The organism is Streptomyces sp. TRM68367 (assembly GCF_014495685.1).
Lineage (GTDB): Bacteria > Actinomycetota > Actinomycetes > Streptomycetales > Streptomycetaceae > Streptomyces.
This window is the reverse complement of the sequence record NZ_JACTVI010000095.1, coordinates 14,755-30,838: the sequence shown is the minus strand read 5'-3', so window position 1 is coordinate 30,838 and position 16,084 is coordinate 14,755. Positions and strand designations below refer to the sequence as shown.

General features: G+C 70.4%; 16 protein-coding genes and 2 pseudogenes. 11 read left to right on the top strand and 7 right to left on the bottom strand.

The genetic code is table 11. The features are described from left to right. Nucleotides 1–284: 284 nt before the first annotated feature. Nucleotides 285–722: pseudogene (locus H8R17_RS49525) on the top strand (alpha/beta hydrolase); the annotation flags it as partial. Between the two features lie 148 nt (nucleotides 723–870). Here the strand turns inward: H8R17_RS49525 and H8R17_RS36810 are convergent. Further along, nucleotides 871–2,010, bottom strand: a complete 1,140-nt coding sequence (locus tag H8R17_RS36810) for a glutathione-independent formaldehyde dehydrogenase (protein WP_187827550.1) — start codon at nucleotides 2,008–2,010, stop codon at nucleotides 871–873. 217 nt (nucleotides 2,011–2,227) lie between these two features. Here H8R17_RS36810 and H8R17_RS36805 point away from each other — a divergent pair, with 217 nt between their 5' ends. Then, complete coding sequence (locus H8R17_RS36805) at nucleotides 2,228–2,416, top strand: hypothetical protein (RefSeq protein WP_187827549.1); 189 nt, start codon at nucleotides 2,228–2,230, stop codon at nucleotides 2,414–2,416. A 68-nt stretch (nucleotides 2,417–2,484) separates the two neighbouring features. Here H8R17_RS36805 and H8R17_RS36800 read toward each other — a convergent pair whose 3' ends face one another. The 4 genes from H8R17_RS36800 to H8R17_RS36785 form a co-directional block, all read right to left on the bottom strand. Beyond that, nucleotides 2,485–3,099: a dihydrofolate reductase family protein gene (locus tag H8R17_RS36800; RefSeq protein ID WP_187827548.1), complete on the bottom strand. Its 615-nt coding sequence runs from the start codon at nucleotides 3,097–3,099 to the stop codon at nucleotides 2,485–2,487. 170 nt (nucleotides 3,100–3,269) lie between these two features. After that, nucleotides 3,270–3,476, bottom strand: a complete 207-nt coding sequence (locus tag H8R17_RS36795; protein WP_262505796.1) for an alpha/beta hydrolase — start codon at nucleotides 3,474–3,476, stop codon at nucleotides 3,270–3,272. Then, on the bottom strand, nucleotides 3,473–4,282 hold the full coding sequence (locus H8R17_RS36790) for a class I SAM-dependent methyltransferase (protein ID WP_187827547.1): 810 nt from the start codon (nucleotides 4,280–4,282) through the stop codon (nucleotides 3,473–3,475). Before H8R17_RS36790 ends, H8R17_RS36795 begins: the two co-directional genes overlap by 4 nt. Beyond that, a complete protein-coding gene (locus H8R17_RS36785; protein WP_187827546.1) occupies nucleotides 4,282–5,904 on the bottom strand; it encodes a radical SAM protein in 1,623 nt (540 codons plus the stop codon). Before H8R17_RS36785 ends, H8R17_RS36790 begins: the two co-directional genes overlap by 1 nt. Before the next feature lie 238 nt (nucleotides 5,905–6,142). On the opposite strand from H8R17_RS36785, the gene H8R17_RS36780 reads away from it, so the two are divergent. Beyond that, nucleotides 6,143–6,814, top strand: a complete 672-nt coding sequence (locus H8R17_RS36780; protein ID WP_187827545.1) for a CDP-alcohol phosphatidyltransferase family protein — start codon at nucleotides 6,143–6,145, stop codon at nucleotides 6,812–6,814. A gap of 33 nt (nucleotides 6,815–6,847) precedes the next feature. On the opposite strand, the pseudogene H8R17_RS36775 reads toward H8R17_RS36780, so the two are convergent. Next, nucleotides 6,848–7,147: pseudogene (locus tag H8R17_RS36775) on the bottom strand (peroxiredoxin family protein); the annotation flags it as partial. Between the two features lie 590 nt (nucleotides 7,148–7,737). Here H8R17_RS36775 and H8R17_RS36770 point away from each other — a divergent pair. Beyond that, a complete protein-coding gene (locus tag H8R17_RS36770; protein WP_187827544.1) occupies nucleotides 7,738–10,671 on the top strand; it encodes a protease pro-enzyme activation domain-containing protein in 2,934 nt (977 codons plus the stop codon). 145 nt (nucleotides 10,672–10,816) lie between these two features. Here the strand turns inward: H8R17_RS36770 and H8R17_RS36765 are convergent, their stop codons facing one another. Continuing rightward, a complete protein-coding gene (locus H8R17_RS36765) occupies nucleotides 10,817–11,515 on the bottom strand; it encodes a hypothetical protein (protein WP_187827543.1) in 699 nt (232 codons plus the stop codon). A gap of 184 nt (nucleotides 11,516–11,699) precedes the next feature. Here H8R17_RS36765 and H8R17_RS48945 point away from each other — a divergent pair, with 184 nt between their 5' ends. From H8R17_RS48945 to H8R17_RS36730, 7 genes are all read left to right on the top strand, one after another. Then, complete coding sequence (locus H8R17_RS48945) at nucleotides 11,700–12,029, top strand: hypothetical protein (RefSeq protein ID WP_316959636.1); 330 nt, start codon at nucleotides 11,700–11,702, stop codon at nucleotides 12,027–12,029. A 189-nt stretch (nucleotides 12,030–12,218) separates the two neighbouring features. Beyond that, nucleotides 12,219–12,725 (top strand): DUF5994 family protein, encoded by a 507-nt coding sequence (locus tag H8R17_RS36755; protein WP_187827553.1) that lies wholly within the window; start codon nucleotides 12,219–12,221, stop codon nucleotides 12,723–12,725. Further along, on the top strand, nucleotides 12,722–13,078 hold the full coding sequence (locus tag H8R17_RS36750; protein WP_187827542.1) for a PRC-barrel domain-containing protein: 357 nt from the start codon (nucleotides 12,722–12,724) through the stop codon (nucleotides 13,076–13,078). The genes H8R17_RS36755 and H8R17_RS36750 overlap by 4 nt, the downstream gene beginning before the upstream one ends. A gap of 19 nt (nucleotides 13,079–13,097) precedes the next feature. Beyond that, nucleotides 13,098–13,271, top strand: a complete 174-nt coding sequence (locus H8R17_RS36745) for a hypothetical protein (RefSeq protein WP_187827556.1) — start codon at nucleotides 13,098–13,100, stop codon at nucleotides 13,269–13,271. Between the two features lie 162 nt (nucleotides 13,272–13,433). After that, nucleotides 13,434–13,772: a helix-turn-helix domain-containing protein gene (locus H8R17_RS36740; RefSeq protein WP_187827541.1), complete on the top strand. Its 339-nt coding sequence runs from the start codon at nucleotides 13,434–13,436 to the stop codon at nucleotides 13,770–13,772. Nucleotides 13,773–14,002: 230 nt separating this feature from the next. Then, nucleotides 14,003–14,206, top strand: coding sequence for a cold-shock protein (locus H8R17_RS36735; protein ID WP_007383480.1), 204 nt, complete (start codon nucleotides 14,003–14,005; stop codon nucleotides 14,204–14,206). 222 nt (nucleotides 14,207–14,428) lie between these two features. Beyond that, nucleotides 14,429–15,967 (top strand): DEAD/DEAH box helicase, encoded by a 1,539-nt coding sequence (locus tag H8R17_RS36730; protein ID WP_187827540.1) that lies wholly within the window; start codon nucleotides 14,429–14,431, stop codon nucleotides 15,965–15,967. Nucleotides 15,968–16,084: the final 117 nt, after the last annotated feature.

Here is a 16,084-nt window from a genome sequence, read left to right as displayed (position 1 = left end):
TGCCGGGCTCTTGGCTGCCGCGGGTGAACGGGTCACGTGGGTTCCCTCGCCTGGACGTCACGGTCGTGTACTCGATTCGCACTGGCTCCATTCTATAGATGCACTGATGGTGCATCAGTGCATTGAGGTGCATATTTAGAAAACTGGGGACCCGCTGTCCCGCCGTCTCACCCTCTGGAGGGCCGCACCATGCCGTTCACCTTCGCCGTAGACCCCGCCGAAGTCATCGAGGAGCGCGGCCCCAGTGGCGGTTCGGGGGTACCGCGGACGCTGTCCTGGAGGAGATGTCCCGTCGCATCAGCGACCTGTGGGCCGAGGGCCCCGGGGGCTGGGCGCACGAGTGGTCCCTCCTTGCCGAGCAGGCCGAGAAGGACGGTGATCTGCTGAAGGCCAGCCACCTGTACGGGATCGCCAATTTCCCGGTCCTGGGCGGCGACGCGGCGCACACCCGGGCTTACGAGAACCACCTGCGCACCTTCCTGGAGGCCTCGTCCGGCTTCGCGGTGCCATTCGAGCGCCACGTGATCGACGTGGACTTCCGATCAGAGACCGTGCAGGTCCCCACTCACCTCTACGTCCCCGAGAACCTGCCCGCGGACGCACCCGTCGTGCTGGTCTTCAGCGGCGTGGACACCTGGAAGGTCGAGGTGCACGCCACCGCACTCGCGACGGCTCGTCTGGTCGGCGCGCGGGTGACCACCGTCGACATGGCCGGCACCGGAGAATCGCCCCGGCCCCGAATGCCTTCGGGCCGCCGGCGCCGAACCGGGCGCCGGCGGCCCCTCGCCATCTCCGATGGCCATCGGCCAGGGCTGGGCAGAGGGCCTCGACGGGGCTCACCACCGGGCGCTCAAGGGTGCCCCGCTGCCCTTACGCCTGCGGGTGGAGAACGACCTTGGTGTAGCCCTCCACTCGCTTGTCGAACTTCTCGTATGCGGTCGGCGCCTGGTCGAGGGGCAGTTCGTGGGACACGACAAAGCTGGGCCGTGCACGTCCCTCGATGATCAGGTCACGCAGTTGACGGTTGTAGCGCTTGACGTTGCACTGGCCAGTGCCCACGCGCAGCCCTTTTTCGAACAGGCGCCCGATGGCGACCATCAGCATGCCCTGCTTGGCCTGCTCGTCCGGTCCGCCCGGGTCGCGCGGAACGTACAGGCCCGGCACACCCAGAGCACCCGTCGGCCGGACCGTCTCCACCAGCGAGTTCAGCACGGTCGCCGGCTCCTCGCGATCCTCGCCGCGCGCCTGGGCCTGGTAGCCGACGGCGTCGATGCCCTTGTCCGTACCTTCACCTGCGGTCTGCTCCCGGATCTGCTCAACCGGGTTGCCCTCGGTGAAATTGACCGGTGTGGCGCCGATCTCCTCGGCCTTCTGCAGCCGCTCCGTCACCCGGTCGACCACGAACACCTTGCTCGCGCCGCGCAGCATTGCCGAGTAGGCGGCCATCAGCCCGACCGGTCCGCCGCCGTAGACGGCGACGCTCTCACCGGGGCGCACGTCGGCCAGCTCGTTGCCGTGGTAGCCGGTGGGGAAGATGTCGGCGAGCAGGACGAAGTCGGTCTCCTTCTCGGTGCCCTCGGGGAGCTTCAGACAGTTGAAGTCGGCGTAGGGCACCCGTACGTACTCCGCCTGGCCGCCCACATAGGGCCCCATCGCCACGTAGCCGTAGGCGCCGCCGGCGAAGCCCGGGTTCACGGTCACGCAGAAGCCGGTGAAGCCCGCCGTGCAGTTCTTGCAGAAACCGCACGCGACGTTGAACGGCATGACGACCCGGTCCCCACGGCCGAGCGTCGTCACACCCTCACCGGTCTCTTCAATGACCCCCAGGTTCTCGTGGCCGAAGACGATCCCCGGCTCGGCGGCGGTGCGGCCCTCGTACATGTGCAGGTCGGAGCCGCAGATGGCGGTCGACGTGACGCGTACGATCACATCGTTCGGGTGCTGGATCCGGGGATCTTCCACTTGCTCGACCGCTACCTCGAACGGCCCCTTGTACACGACAGCCCTCATCGTCGAGCACCTCCACTATGTGCGCTTGCTCGATCACGTATGGAAACGACAGTCAGGGAGACCTCTCCGTCCGTCGCGGAGACAGGCCTTGATCCACACAGCTCGGGCTGACCCTTCTGTGTGCTTCCTCATATTCCAGACTGGTGCATGATGAGATGATTTGCATCTAAGGACTGCGAAGTCTTGTTTCCGTACGGTTCGGAGAGGATCAAGAACCTTGACACGACGTCTCGGCGTGTTGCTCGTCCCGGTGTCAGGGCTGTCCGGCACCAGTTATCCGGCGGGGACCGCGGTGGCCATACGGGGCACCGGAGGATCCGTCGACGGCTTCGTCGACGGAGACTGGCTGCCGCTCGCCTGGTGGGAGTTCGCCGACACCCAGCCGGACGACACACCCCAAACATGACCCTGGGTGCGAGGTCCGGGCACCCGCCTGCCGGCATCTGGCCGGGAGCGTGCTTTGTCCTTGCCGGGTCACTTCACGAAGCGGTACTTCAGGTGGGTGGCGAGGGGGGTGTCGACCACCCTGACCGGTTCGAGGCTCCGCCGGCCGGCGCCCAGTCCCTCGAAGAGCCGCAGCCCTTCTCCGAGAAGCGCGGGGACCACGTGCAGCTGCAGCTCGTCGATGAGCTCCTCCCTGAGGTACTGCTGCACCGTGCTCGCCCCGCCCGCGATGTCGACGTTCCTGTCCCCGGCGGCGGCCTTCGCCTGGTCGAGGGCGCTGTGGATGCCGTCGGTGACGAAATGGAAGGTGGTGCCACCCTCCTTGACCAGGGTCGGCCGGGGGCGGTGGGTGAGCACGAAGACGGGGGTCCGGAACGGCGGGTTGTCGCCCCAGAACTCCTCGCCCGTGTCGTACATCATCCGGCCCATGACCACCGCTCCGGTGGCGTCGAACCACTCGCGCATCAGCTCGGAGTCGCAATTCTCCTCGCCGCCGGTCATGCCCTGGCGCTCACGCCAGCTCGCAAGGTTGTGGATCCACTCGAAGAGCGGCTCGGCGCCGTCGCCTCCCGGGTTGTCGAGGGAGACGTTGGTGCCGGCGATGCAGCCGTCGAGGGAGATGGCCATATCCGCGGTTACGGTCACGATGGGGTTCTCCTGAGGTCCTGGGATGTGCTGCCTTCACTCTCACGTCGATCGGGAACCGGCGCATTCGACATCCCAGTGACACGCGACAGTCCCCGGCGTGCGCCACGGCAGTGCCGCGGGACCGCACGACGTGCGCCCACGGGCCGGATCAGGCCGCGTCACGCGGTTCACCCGACGAGGCCGCCGGCCGGCGACTGCCGCTGGGCGGAAGGCTCGGTCGGCCATACCGCGGGGCAGTGGGTGCCCTTGCGGGGTGTCTTCAGGGTGAGGAGGTAGGTGTCGATGGCGTCACGCGCGCACGGGCTCAGCCAGTAGTCGCCGTGGCCGACACCGTCGTACGCGAGGAACACGGCCTCAAAGGGCGTTGGACTCATGCTGTGATCCACCTGTCCGGCCGGGGCTTCTCCGCGACGAGGAGGGCATAGCCGAGGGCACCGTCGGAAACGGCGGTGCGGGCCGCGTTCAGCGTGGCCGGCGCTGCGGCTGGATCCATGCCGGCGGCGGTGAGCCTGTCCGAGGCCGTCAGCCGGAGCAGGTTCAGCCGGGCCTCGATCTGGTCGATCATCCTCAGCATCGCCTGGTCGTGGCGCTCGGTACGCAGGGTCCGCAGCCCCGCGGCTGCGAGGATCTCGGTGTACTCGGCCAGTGGGCGGGCATCGGCGATGCAGGCGATCCGCGCGGCGAGCGTGGACAGTTCCGCGGGGAGCCGGCCTGGTTCGGCGGTGACATCGGTGATGCCGACACGGCCGCCGGGTTTGAGGACGCGGGCGAACTCGGCGGCGGCCTTTTCCTTGTCCGGGAAGGTACACAGGGCGCACTCGCACACCACCGCGTCGAACAGGCCGTCCGGGCAGGGCAGTTGCTCGGCATCTCCGGTGGTGAAGGAGACCTGCTCGGTGAGCTGCGCGGCCGCGGCGGCGCCCTGGGCGAGGGCGGTGTTGGCCGGGGAGTAGTCCACGCCGTCCACCCGCACGCCGTAGGCACCGGCGAGGAGCAGGGCGGTGGTGCCGCGGCCGGAGGCGACGTCCAGCACCCGGCCGCCGGTGACCAGGCCGAGGGCGTCGGCGAGGCGGCGGGTGAGGGTGGTGCCGCCGGGGTGGTACGAGTCTCCGAGGAGCAGGGCGACCACGTCGGAGGAGTACGCCGCCGCGCAGCACGCCTTGAGGTCGTCGTCGGCCATCACGGCCTCCCTTCGGTGCGTGCGGTCCTGGAACCGTACGGCGTGTCGGTGAGGCGGTCGGCGAGCGGCAGGGCGTTGGGGGCGACGTCGGCGACGGGGACGCCGGACATCTGCGCGCGGACCTGTTCCCGGTAGCCGGCGGAGTTGTAGGCGCAGAACGGGATGAGCCGGCCGTCCGGGGTGATCTCCTCCACGCAGCACTTCATCAGCTGCTTGACGTTGAGGGTGTAGGGGTCCTGGAAGTCCTGTACGACGATCATGAACGCGTTGTCGGTCAGGTCCTTCACCGCTTCCGGCAGGTCGATGCCGCAGGCTCCCCCACTGCCCAAAGCGTGGGGGGTGTCCCCGGCGCAGTTGAGGGCCTCGGCGGTGGCTCGCAGCTTCTCCTCGGTGGTCTGCGTTCCCATGAACGCCGAGGCGGACCAGAGTTTCTCCAGCGCCTCGCGGATGCCTGCGTCGGGCAGGACGCGGTTGGTGACGTAGTCGAGGTAGTCCTCCACGTTCAGCAGGCGCGGGACGGGGATGACGGTGCGGTTGCCGGGTTCCCCGTCCACGAGGAGGTAGGTGACGGAACGGCACGTGGGGAAGCAGCAGGGCACGGGGAAGAAGTCGCCCTTGGCGAACCACTGCGGACGCTGGGCGTTGATGAGCCGGATCACGTCGGGGTTGGTGAGCCGCTGCAGCGGGTCGAACTGCACGTGCCGGCCCGAGTGGGTGACCGGCTGGAACGCCACCGAGCGGACCGCCGGGTGGTCGATGCCGTACTCGACGATGTCGCCCAGCTCGTGCTCGTTCAGGCCGCGTTCGACCGCGGCGACCAGGGTGACGGTCAGTCCCGCCTCGGCGCAGTTGTCCAGCGCCCGTTGCTTGAGCGCGCGCAGGTCCCGGCCGCGGATCTGCAGGTGGGTGCGCTCGTCGAAGCCGTCGAACTGCAGGTAGACGTTCACCGAGCGGCCCGGCGTCCGGTTGCGCCGGCCGAGTTCGGTGACGAAGCGGTGGTCGGTGGCCAGCCGGATGCCGTTGGTGTTGAGGGTGACGTTCCTGATCGGGCGGGCCTGGGCCAGGTCGATGAAGTCGAGGATGTGCTTGTGGACGGTGGGCTCTCCGCCGGAGAACATCACCACCTCCGCCTCGCCCTCGGAGGCGACGAAGGCGTCCAGCATGGCCGCACACTGCTCGTGGGTGATGGCATAGCCGTCGGGTTGATGGCCGGAGTCGGCGAAGCAGATCGGGCAGTCCAGGTTGCAGCCGGTGTTGACCTCGACGATGCCCAGACAGGCGTGCTGCTTGTGCTCGGGGCACAGCCCGCAGTCGCTGGGGCAGCCGTCCTTCACCTCGGTCTGGAAGGTGAGGGGGATGGTGCCGGGCTTGTTGAACCGGACAGAGGCCACGTACTCCTCGGCGTCCCCGTACACCAGCGCCTCGAACTCGCCGTGTTCACGGCAGCGTTTGCGCAGATAGACCTTGCTGTCACGGATGTTGACCTGGGCGTCGACAGGCGTCTTGCACAGCGGGCAGACCGACTTGGTGAACTCGATGAACACCTCCTCCCGGTCCTGCTTCGTACGGGCGCCGTCTGCCGATCCCGATGGGGCCGGTCCTGCCGGGTCGTGCACCGTCATCGTCTCCTCGCCTTCGCCTCACCGTCGTCGTACGAGGACGGCCGGCATCTCGCCCCTGGAGGCGAGCTGACCGATCCCCATCGCCATGCAGATCGCGCCCGGCACGAGCCGTAGCGCCATGCCCACGACGCTACGGCCGTTCTGCGACCGGGAACTGTAAGCGCGCTCACGTTCCCCACCAGGTCGGCCGCCTACGGTGAACTCGGCACACCGCAGTCACGAGGAGGGACCGCCGGCCGTGTCCGTACCCGTATCCGAGCTCACCGACAGCCGCGCGGCGACCGACGCCCTGCTGCAGACGCTCCGCACCGGTCGCTGGAGACCTGGCGCCGTGGGGCGGTTCCTGTGTCTGGCCGCTCACCGGTCAGTGCGCCAGGCGGCCCGGCGCCCGTCTGCGTTCGCGCAGGCCGGCGCCTTGCACGGGCTGCTGTTCACGACCGCCCGAGCTCCCGGAGCCCGGGCGTGGGTGGCCACCAGCTGGACTCTCACCGTCCTGCATCTGGGCCTGCTGGAGGACCGCGCCCGGCTCTCGTCGGCCGACGTGCTCACCCTGCTGCGGTGCAACCTTCCCGCGACCGCCCTCGGGCACAGCCGCTGGTCGGGCCTGCTGGCGATCGCCCTCGACCTGGCCGACGGCCGCCTGGCCCGGCACCACGGCACCGTGTCCCCGTTCGGCGACTACGCCGACTCCCTCGCCGACGCCGCCTTCTGGACCTGGCTCGTCCTGCGGCACGAGCCCAGCCCTGCGGTGCGGGCCGCGGCGCTCGCCGCATGGACGGCGCCCGTCGTCACGGTCACCGCCGTCAGCATGCGCCGCGGCAGCATGCCCGACAGGCCCCGGCCCGTGCTGCTGCGTCCGGCCGCCGCACTGCAGGCCGTCGTCGCTGTACGGCACCTTGTGCGCCGGTGACAGCGCCAGTTCGGCCCACGCCTCCCAGGTGGCTCAGGCCAGCCCGTCGAGCGCGGCGAGGATGTCGGCCGGTTCGGCGCGGGTGGTGTAGTCGGTGGTGACGAAGGCCCAGCGGATCACGCCCTCGCTGTCGAGGACATACGTGGCGGGCAGCGGGAGCGTGCGCGGGTGGCCGGCGTTGACGCGCTGGAGGTCGAAGGCGATTCCGTACTGCTTGGCGGTGTCCGAGCCGAGGTCGCTGAGGACGTCGAAGGCGAGGCCGTGCTTCTCGGCCAGGGTGGGGGACTCGTCGGGGATCTGCGGGGAGACGGCCACCAGGCGGGCGCCGCGTGCTTCTTCGCCGGACTGATCGAGGCACGGTGCTCGGGTGAGTACGCCCGCTGGGGCTGCATGGTCTCCAACGCGCACACCGGCGCCGAGAACGGCGACCCGGAGGTCCGCGCCCTCCTCGACCGGCATCACCAGGAGTTGCGCGGCGCGAGGCTTGCCGCGCTGGTCACGGCCGAGCGACAGGGGGCCACCAACTCGCCCGCCCCAAGCCCGCTGAGCGCGAAGGATTCGGTCACCTGCGGCACCGGGCCCCGGACCAGGCGGAAGTCGATGAATTGCTCGGCCGCACCGGTGGTCCCTTCGGTGATCCCGCTTGCGGGCCCAGAGGCGATGTCAAAGGAGTCGCAAGGTTTCTGCCGGAGGCAGGCCAAGATCGGCCTCGTGGTGATGCGCAGGCCTCAGAACGAGCGGGATAGTTCGTGCACATGCCGTCGTGCGGACAAGCCCGCAGGTCAGAGTGAGAATCAGGGCATCGATGCTCACTCGCGATGACGGTGCCTCAGTCTTGAAGGAACTGCATGAGCAAGAGAGTTCAGACCGCGACGGGACGTCTCAGACCGGTGGGGGGCAGGATCAGTACGAGAGTCAGGGGGGTGTTGGCCTCCACGGCAGCCGTCGCTCTCTGCGTCGCGGCCGCCGGCTCCGCCACCGCGGCCGGCGCAAGCGCCACGGCAGGGTCGGGCGTACTCAGGCGCATAGGCACCGCCCCACGCGTCCCGGCCGGCGCGACCGTCGTCGGCGCCACCGCGTCGGGGACCACGCTGCACCTCGGCGTGTATCTCGCTCCGCGTGACCCGCGGGCGCTGACCGACTTCGTCAAGGCGGTGTCCACCCCGGGTGATCCGCTGTATCACCGGTACCTGGCCAAGGGGCAGTTCGCCTCGGCCTTCGGTCCCACCCGGGCCACCATCGCCGAGGTCTCGCAGGCGCTGAAGGCGGCCGGTCTCGCTCCGGGCAAGGTCAGTCCCGACGGCCTCTCCATCCCGGTCACCGCCACCGTCGCGCGGGCGTCCCACGCCTTCGGCACCGGATTCAAGAACGTCCGGCTCAAGGACGGCACGGTCGACTATCTCAACTCCTCGGCCCCGGCGCTGCCCGCCGACGTGGCGGCTTCGGTGACCGGGATCGTCGGCCTGAGCAACGTCGACACCATCACCAGCCACCACACGGCCGTACGGCGCATGAGCGAGACCGGCTCGGTCGCCGGCCGCAGCCCGCACGCGGTGGCCCCCCGGACGTACAGCCCGGGGCTCTGCGCCGACTTCACCGGTTCGGGCCTCTCCGACGGCACCGACTACTACAGCCCCGGCAAACTGGCCGGCACCTACGGCATGACGAGCTCCGCAACCGCCGGTTCGGGGCAGACGGTGGCCGTGTTCGAGATGGAGAACGTCGACCCGGCCAGCATCGCCGCGTACCAGTCCTGTGTGGGTACCAACACCTCGGTCTCCCATGTGTACGTCGACACGGCACAAGGGGCGGGTGCCCCGGCCGGCAGCACCGTCGACGGCCAGCCGGTCGGTGTGGAGTCGGCACTCGACATCGAGGATCTGATCGGTCTGGTGCCGGGCGCGAGCATCATCGACTACCAGGGCGTGGACGCCTCGTCCGCGACCGACCAGAACGTGCTCGACGGCTACCAGAAGATGGTCACCGACGACCAGGCACAGGTCATCTCCACCAGCTGGGGTGTGTGCGAGCCGGTCGAGAGCGGCGCGACCGCGAGCGCCGAGAACACGGTCTTCGCGGAAGCCGCCGCACAGGGCCAGAGCGTCGTCGCCGCCTCGGGCGACAGCGGTTCCAGTGACTGCGAACCCGCGACCGGCTCCTCCTCCGCCGCCGTCGACGATCCCGCGAGCCAGCCCTACGTCACCGGCGTCGGCGGCACCACGATGACCGGCTCGGGCAGCACCGCCACGCAGCAGGCCTGGAACTCCGACGGCGGCGGCAGCGGTGGCGGCGTCTCGGCGCGCTGGCAGCCCACCGTCTACCAGGGCGGCATCGCCACCACGAGCAAGCGCGCCGTCCCGGACGTCGCGGCCCTGGCCGACCCGAGCACCGGCTACCCGATCTACTACTCGGACAACAGCCAGTCCTCCGGCCCCCTCCCCGCCATCATCGGCGGAACCAGCGGCGCGGCCCCGACCTGGGCCGCCGCCATCGCCCAGGCCAACGCCACCTCCGCCTGCCAGACCAACGGCCGGGCCGGCTTCCTCAACAACGCCCTGTACAGGGCGGGACGCGGCAACTACCCGGGCGACTTCTGGGACGTCACCAGCGGCAACAACGCCGTGTTCGCCACCGGCTACACGGCGGTTGCGGGCTACGACGAGGTCACCGGCCTGGGGGCACCCAGGGAGGCCGGCCTGACCGCCGCGCTGTGCGCCCCCAAGGGCACGGCCGCCACGGGAGCCTCCACGTTCCATCCCCTTGCCAGTCCCAAGCGCGTGCTGGACACACGTAACGGCACCGGTTGGGGCCTCAGTTCCGTCCCCTCGACGAAGCCTCTGGTCGCCGGCGGCACAGCCCCGGTCAAGGTCGAGGGCGTCGCGGGGATACCCAGCAGTGGTGTCACCGCGGTCGTGCTCAACCTCACGGTGACCGGTACCACCGGCACCGGCTACCTCACCGCCTGGGCCGACGGCACCGCCAAGCCGTCCACCAGCAGCCTCAACTGGCACGGCGCCGGCCAGACCATCGCCGCCTCGGCAACGGTCAAGGTGGCCGGTGACGGCGTGGTGGACCTCTCGACCAGCAGCGCCACCCACGTGATCGCCGATGTCCAGGGCTACTACACCAGTGGCACCTCCGGCGCCCGGTACTCGGCGCTGACGCCGGCCCGTCTGCTGGACACGCGTCACGCGATCGGCATCTCGACCACCAGCAAGATCTCCAACAGGGCGATCAGCCTCAAGGTCCGCGGCCGTGGGGGCGTGCCGAGCGGGGCCACCTCCGTGGTGCTCAACCTGACGGCGACCCAGACCGTCGGCGGCGGCTACCTGGAGGCCTACCCGGAGGGCGCCACCCGCCCGACCGCCTCCAACGTCAACTGGTCGGCCACCGGGACCACCATTCCGAACCTGGCCGTCGTGCCGATCGGCAGTGACGGCAACATCAGCATCTTCGTCCGCAGCACCAGCCACGTGATCGCCGACGTATCCGGCTACTTCTCCACGACCGGCGCGACCTTCAAGACGGTGACCCCGCAGCGCCTGCTGGACACCAGGAAGACGACGGCGCTCGGCTCCGGCAGGACCCTGGCCCTGCAGATCGCCGGTGCCGACGGCCTTCCGACCGGCGTCAAGGCCGTCGTCCTGACCGTCACCGTCACCGGCACCACCGGCACCGGCTACCTCACCGCCTGGGCAGACGGCACCAGCCGTCCGACGGCCTCCAACCTGAACTGGGTGCAGGGGAAGACCATCGCGAACCAGGTGATGGCGCCGGTCGGCTCCGACGGCAAGGTGGACTTCTACACCAACAGCACCACCAACGTGATCGCGGACGTGTCCGGCTACGTCAGCTGAGGCGATCCGGCAGTCCGGCTGGGGAACCCCAGCCGGACTTCTGCCGCCTCTGCGCATGGGCGGCACAGGTATGCGCAGGTCACAGGTGCCCGGAGCACCTTGTGGCGGCCGACAGGGGCTCCGGGTCCGGCGGCTCCGAGCGCCGTCACGGCCCGATGAGCAGGGCGCGGCACGGGGCCGGAACGGGGGTGTTCCGAGGGCCGGCCGGGACGGTGCGCCAGCCCCAGGAGCGCAGTGTCCGGAGGGTCTCGGTGTCCCCGCGGGCCACCAGCGTGACGCCGAGCACGGCGGGATGGCCGGCGAGGCCGGCGGTGCGGTCGGCGAGCAGGCGGCGCTGCAGACGGCGGGCGAGGTTCCAGTCACGGCCCTGGTTCTCGGTGCGCACCCGGGAGTGGACCACGAGCCCGGAGATCGCGAAGAGCCTCCCGGAGGCGGCGAGCCGGAGCAGATCCCGCGGGAGATATCCGTCCAGATCTCGCCACCGGGGCCCGTGCCCGCGCACCGGAAAGCCGTAGGCGCAGCCCGTCAGTACGACGCCTTCCCCGCGGCGGGTGGTGTCCCTGGCGCCGGTGGTCGCGCCCGCTCCGGCCAGTTCCCGGAGCACGCTCCGCTCCGCGACCAGCAGGGCGAAGCCCGGTCGCTGCACCTCGACGGCGAGTCGGCGCAGGAACAACTCGCGGTCCTGGTCCCACGCCTGCGGATCGCCTCCGGAGGTCTCCGCGTACAGGTCACCGAGTTCCTGCAGCCGGCCCTCGATCTGCCATCGGGACAGCGGGCGGATGCGCTCTCCCTCCTGGGGCGACGGGCCCTGGCGGCCGCTCCGGCCGGGCACGATCACGGTCATGAGGCGAATCCTGCCCCGGGTCGGGACGGGCCGGCCCGGCGTCGTCGTTCGCCGAGAACGGCACCGCGTGGCAGCGGGCGCACGAGGAACCCTCGGCACTTTCACGGTACTCCCGCGCCCTCCGGCCAGGGCAGCCCGGGAGTACGGTGGACGTGTCCGGGGGGGCCGACGGCAGAGGAGAGCGGTGGCGTCCGTGCATGTGAGTTCCGGCCACCACGACGACCTCGACGGCGCCCCCGAACTCCGGGAGAGCCCGCCCGCGGATGAGGGACTCGCCGAGGTACGCATCATCGCGACGGATCCCGACGTCGCCCAGCGGGTCGCCCTCGTCCTGCGCCACGTGTTCCTCTGCGACGAACCCCGCAGCTATCCCACGGGCCCGGACGGGCGCGGCACCCTGCTCCACCTGACGGTCGACGCGCGCCACGCCGCCGACGCCCCGCCCGCGCCGTCGCCCTGGCTGGACAGCAGCCGGTCCCAGGCCCGGCGCACGCACACCGACGAGCCCGGCTGACGGCCGGCCGCAGGAGTAGCGTGGGACGAGTAAGGGGTCCTTGCACTATGAGCGCCCGATTAGGTCGCGTGGTCTGGTGCCGTGCATCGCAAGGCGCCAGGAGATCTTCTCCCGGCCTCCCCGTCAGCCGGCTCCGAGCCGACCGGCGACGACGAGCCGCCGCCGTAATCACGCAGGCAGGTGAGCACAGTGCCTCGCACCGATCCCCCGCCCGACACAGGAGTCCTCGCGGACGGCGTCCACGAGTCCGTACGTCCCGGGACGGCCCTCCTGCGGCTGGAGACGACACATGACCGCCAGGGAGTCCTCGACGGCGCGTGGTGGCCGCGCTCCCGTGATGTCGCGGTCGAGCTGCCCGGGCTGATCAGCGCGCTGACCGAACGGCTCGGGCCCCTCTCCCGGGTCGGCCTGGACTCCGTCGCCTGGAACGGACTGCCGACGCGCCTGGTGGTCGACGGCCGGGTGGTGCACATCGACGCGTCGGCCGTGGGCGACGACACCGTCCTGGTCACCCGAGGCGACCGGGACCTCTTCTCCCTGCTCGTCGTACCGCCGGACACGCCGCCCGACGCGGCGCGGGCAGCGATGGCGCAGGCGGTGCGCGCCGACAATCTCAAGGGGGCCGAGCGGATCCTCGTCGACACCGGTGCCGGGCCCCTCCACTCCGCCGGCAGCGTGGACACGGAGCAGGCATGATCCGCGCGGCCGATGTCCGGGAGTGGCGCGACCACGACGTGGTCGACCCCAAGGGGCGGAAGATCGGCGTGCTCGAGGCCGTCTACGTGGACACGGCCACGGACGAACCGGCCATGGCCACGGTCCGTACGGGGCTGCCCACCCGGCACCGCCTGGTCTTCGTCCCGCTCGACGAGGTGGTCCTGGGGCCCGGCTACGTCAGGGTCTCCCATGCCAGGGGGAAGGTGCGGAAGGCGCCTTCCATGGGGACGGACGACGTACTGCCCGCCGAGCGCGAGGAGACGGTCTTCCGCTACTACGACATCGCGTACCGGCCGGGCGTCCACGGCGAACGTCAACTCGCGCGCCGCTGACCGCTGGGAGGTGGTCGGGTTGCTGGTGACGTTTCTGCTGCTTCTGCTGGTGGCCGTCGCCCTGGGCATCGTCGGCGCGGCGGCGGACGGCCTGGGCTGGCTGCTGGCCGTCGGTGTCGTGCTCTTCGTGGCGGATGTGGCCTTCGTCGCGGTGGTGGGCTTCCGGCGCGTTCGCCGCCGTCCCGTGCGCTGATCACTGAAAGTGCGGTGACGGCCGAAAATCTGTCACGGCGAGTCCACATGTCCGCGCCTGCCGCAGTTAGGGTTGGCGCAGAGGGCAGGGGGTGCCGAGCCGTGCGGAGCACGGGTGCCGCGCAGCCCGGATCCCTCGCCGCATCCCCGAAACGAAGGTGCTATGCCCGCTGAGAACGCCCCCGTCGCCGGGAACCTCGACGACGACGACTACCCCGCTTACACCATGGGGCGGGCCGCCGACGTGCTCGGCACCACGCCCGCCTTCCTCCGGGCCATCGGCGAGGCCGAGCTGATCGCTCCCCTGCGGTCGGAAGGCGGCCACCGCCGGTACTCCCGCCGCCAGTTGCGCATCGCCGCCCGCGCCCGTGAACTCGTCGACCAGGGCACCCCCATCGAGGCCGCGTGCCGCATCATCTCGCTCGAGGACCAGCTCGACGACGCCCTGCGCCGGAACCAGGACATGCGCAGGAAGCTGGACGAACAGGGCGCGGATACCTAGTCCCGCCGGTACAGAAATGCGGGCAGCCGCGGGATGAGAATTCCCGGACGATCCCGAAAACGTCTGGGGCAGCCACCCGACCTGTGTTAGCGTGATAGCAGTTGCAGTTTTGGTTACCAGAGACTTGTTTCTTTGCAAAACTTTCCGGATCTTTCCGGAGGGGTGATCATCGCGGCGACTCGGATCCGTAAAGTGCGGAATCCGGCACTGCCCCCCAAGGGAGATTCAATATGGCATCTGGCACCGTGAAGTGGTTCAACGCGGAAAAGGGCTTCGGCTTCATCGAGCAGGACGGCGGCGGCGCTGACGTGTTCGCCCACTACTCGAACATCGCCACCTCCGGCTTCCGCGAGCTTCAGGAAGGCCAGAAGGTTACCTTCGACGTCACGCAGGGCCAGAAGGGCCCGCAGGCCGAGAACATCGTTCCCGCCTGACGCTGACGCGCTACATGTGGCTGGGGCCCGCGCTCTAGGGGTGCGGGCCCCAGCTCATTTCTTTCCCGGGTATCCCGGGTATCCCGGATTCTTGACCGCCCCGGCTTCAGCGCCGAGAGGCCCGGGTTTTCGCATTCCCTTCGGCTCATCCTTGTAAATCCGTGGGCGCTCTCTGCCGCTGCGCGGAATTCCTCGATGCGCCGCATCGAGGAAGGTTCCTCCATGAACCGCACCCGCCGTACCGGCGGCAGTTCCGGTCGCTTCCGCACGGACCGAAGCTCCCAGCGCTCGGCAGGCTCCGCGCGCGGCAGCCGCTTCCGCGCGCAGGAGACAGGCCGGCAGAACCCTCGTCCGGCCACCGGACGAAAGAACGGCACAGGAGCCCGCTCCACCGCACGCCCGCAGGAGTTCGCCCTGCCGGTCACCCTCACCGAACCGCTGCCGGCGGTCGAGACGTTCGCCGAACTCGCGTTGCCCCCGCGTCTGCTGGCCGCGCTCGGCGCCGAGGGCGTGACCGTGCCCTTCCCGATCCAGGCGGCCACGCTGCCGAACGCGCTGGCCGGACGGGACGTGCTGGGCCGCGGGCGCACCGGCTCGGGCAAGACGCTCGCCTTCGGCCTGGCCGTGCTGGCCCGGCTGGACGGGCAGCGGGCCCAGCCCCGGCAGCCGCTCGCCCTCGTCCTGGTCCCCACTCGTGAACTGGCCCAGCAGGTCACCGACGCGCTCGCCCCCTACGCCCGCGCCCTGCGGCTGCGGCTCGCCACCGTGGTGGGCGGCATGGGGATCGGCCGCCAGGCGAGTGCGCTGCGCGCCGGCGCCGAGGTCGTCGTGGCGACACCCGGCCGCCTGAAGGACCTCATCGAACGGGGTGACTGCCGGCTGGACCAGGTCGCCGTCACCGTCCTGGACGAGGCCGACCAGATGGCCGACATGGGCTTCATGCCGCAGGTGACCGCGCTGCTCGACCAAGTCGGTGCCGGCGGCCAGCGGTTGCTGTTCTCGGCCACCCTGGACCGCAACATCGACCTCCTCGTACGCCGCTATCTGCACGATCCCGTGGTCCACTCGGTCGACCCGTCCGCGGGTGCCGTCAGCACCATGGAGCACCATCTGCTGCACGTGCACGACGCCGACAAGCACACCGCCGCGACCGAGATCGCCGCCCGTGACGGGCGAGTGATCATGTTCCTGGACACCAAGCACGCGGTGGACCGGCTGGCCAAGCACCTGCTGTCCGTCGGGGTGCGTGCCTCGGCCCTGCACGGCGGCAAGTCCCAGCCGCAGCGCAACAAGACGCTCGCCCGGTTCAAGGACGGCCACGTCACGGTGCTGGTGGCGACCAACGTCGCCGCCCGCGGGATCCACATCGACAACCTGGACCTCGTCGTGAACGTCGATCCTCCCGGCGACCACAAGGACTACCTGCACCGCGGCGGCCGTACCGCCCGCGCCGGCGAGTCCGGCACCGTCGTCACCCTCGTCCTGCCGCACCAGCGTCGGGCGATGGACCGCTTGATGGCCGACGCCGGCATCACGGCGAGTACCGCCCGGATCCGCCCGGGCGAGGCCGAACTGCAGCGCATCACCGGCGCCCGCGCCCCCTCCGGCGTGCCCGTCACCCTCCCGGAACCGGCCGCCGAGCAGAGCGAACGCACGGGATCCGCTCGCCGCGGTCCGGGGGGACGGACCGGCGGCCGTGGCCGAAGCGGACGGGCCAACACCACCCGAACCCGTCGCTCCACCCCGAGGAACTCCCAATAACCCAGGCACCGGGACGCCGAGGGCACGCACCGGACACCGCTCCTTGACGGGCAAACATTGCCTGCCGCGGCACTGGTCACCCGGGCCCAGCTCTCCGCGCACCGCGGAAGCTCGTGG

Coding starts and splice junctions, on each gene's coding strand:
- H8R17_RS36810 (WP_187827550.1), bottom strand. CDS start 2,010: ATGAGGGCTGTCGTGTACAAGGGGCCGTTCGAGGTAGCGGTCGAGCAA.
- H8R17_RS36795 (WP_262505796.1), bottom strand. CDS start 3,476: ATGAGTCCAACGCCCTTTGAGGCCGTGTTCCTCGCGTACGACGGTGTC.
- H8R17_RS36790 (WP_187827547.1), bottom strand. CDS start 4,282: ATGGCCGACGACGACCTCAAGGCGTGCTGCGCGGCGGCGTACTCCTCC.
- H8R17_RS36785 (WP_187827546.1), bottom strand. CDS start 5,904: ATGACGGTGCACGACCCGGCAGGACCGGCCCCATCGGGATCGGCAGAC.
- H8R17_RS36765 (WP_187827543.1), bottom strand. CDS start 11,515: ATGACCGTGATCGTGCCCGGCCGGAGCGGCCGCCAGGGCCCGTCGCCC.
- H8R17_RS36750 (WP_187827542.1), top strand. CDS start 12,722: ATGATCCGCGCGGCCGATGTCCGGGAGTGGCGCGACCACGACGTGGTC.
- H8R17_RS36740 (WP_187827541.1), top strand. CDS start 13,434: ATGCCCGCTGAGAACGCCCCCGTCGCCGGGAACCTCGACGACGACGAC.
- H8R17_RS36735 (WP_007383480.1), top strand. CDS start 14,003: ATGGCATCTGGCACCGTGAAGTGGTTCAACGCGGAAAAGGGCTTCGGC.
- H8R17_RS36730 (WP_187827540.1), top strand. CDS start 14,429: ATGAACCGCACCCGCCGTACCGGCGGCAGTTCCGGTCGCTTCCGCACG.